1 pseudogene is annotated in these 1,093 nt (G+C 67.2%); it reads left to right on the forward strand.

Going from position 1 to position 1,093, the window contains the following annotated elements:
* The first annotated feature begins 75 nt into the window (after window positions 1-75).
* Window positions 76-1,070 (forward strand): annotated as a pseudogene (locus tag ACIRPK_RS36940) (IS5 family transposase).
* Window positions 1,071-1,093: the final 23 nt, after the last annotated feature.

Raw genomic sequence — 1,093 nt, forward strand, 5'->3', positions numbered from 1 at the left:
TAGGGTGCGTATTCGGTTGTGATCATTCTGGGAAGTTGTCCTCGCGGTACGGCCTGATCCGGTAGACCGTGTTCCATGACACGTGTGCAACTTTCAGATGCGGAGTGGGAGTTCATCGAGCCGTACCTGCCGATCGGCGAGTACGGCCCGTACCCCGATCGGCTGCGCCAGCAGTTCGAGGGCGTGATCTGGCACTTCAGGACCGGCAGCCAGTGGCGTGAGATGCCCCGGGAGTTCGGTGCCTGGTCGAGCGTCCACAACCGCTTCCGGCAGTGGAGGGATGCCGGCGTCTTCGAGGCCCTGCTGGAGGGCGCGATCGCGGAAGCCGCCAAGCGGGGTGAGGTGGACTTGTCCCTGGTCAGCGTGGACTCCACCACCGTCCGGGCCCATCACGACGCCGCCGGGATGCATCTGGACCCCGACGCCTTGGCCGCCTTGGAGAAAGCCGCCGAGGAGGCGGACAAGGCCCGGCAAAAGGGGGAGGCCCGCAAGGACAAGACGGGCAGGACGCCCCGGAACGGGAAGAGCGGCGGCGCATCCGACGCCGTTGCAAGCTCCGCTTGAAGGCCGCCCTGCTCGGACGCTCCAGGGGCGGGCAGACCAGCAAGGTCCACGTCGCCGGCGAGCGCAAGTGCCGTCCGCTGGGGTTCATCCTGACCGAGGGTCAGGCCGCCGACAGTCCGCAGTTCATCCCCGTGCTTCGCAAGGTCCGGGTCCGCGGGCCCGTCGGTCGTCCCCGCACCCGGCCCGACGCGGTCGCCGGGGACAAGGCATACTCGTCCCGCGGCAACCGCGCCTACCTGCGCAAACGCAGCATCAAGGCCGTCATTCCAGAGAAGGTCGACCAGGCCGCCAACCGCAAGAAGAAGGGCAGCATGGGCGGTCGGCCCGTCAGCCACGACGCCGAGCTCTACAAGGACCGAAACACCGTCGAGCGCCTGATCAACAAGCTGAAGGCCTGGCGGGGCATCGCCACTCGCTATGACAAGACCCCGGCGAGCTACCTCGCCGGCCTCCAGCTTCGCGGCGCGATGATCTGGATCAAGGACCTCGCCAGAACCACCGCTTGATCACGACCAAATACGCGCCCTAG

Origin of the sequence: Kitasatospora sp. NPDC101801 (assembly GCF_044766665.1) — a bacterium.
Taxonomy (GTDB): Bacteria; Actinomycetota; Actinomycetes; order Streptomycetales; family Streptomycetaceae; genus Kitasatospora.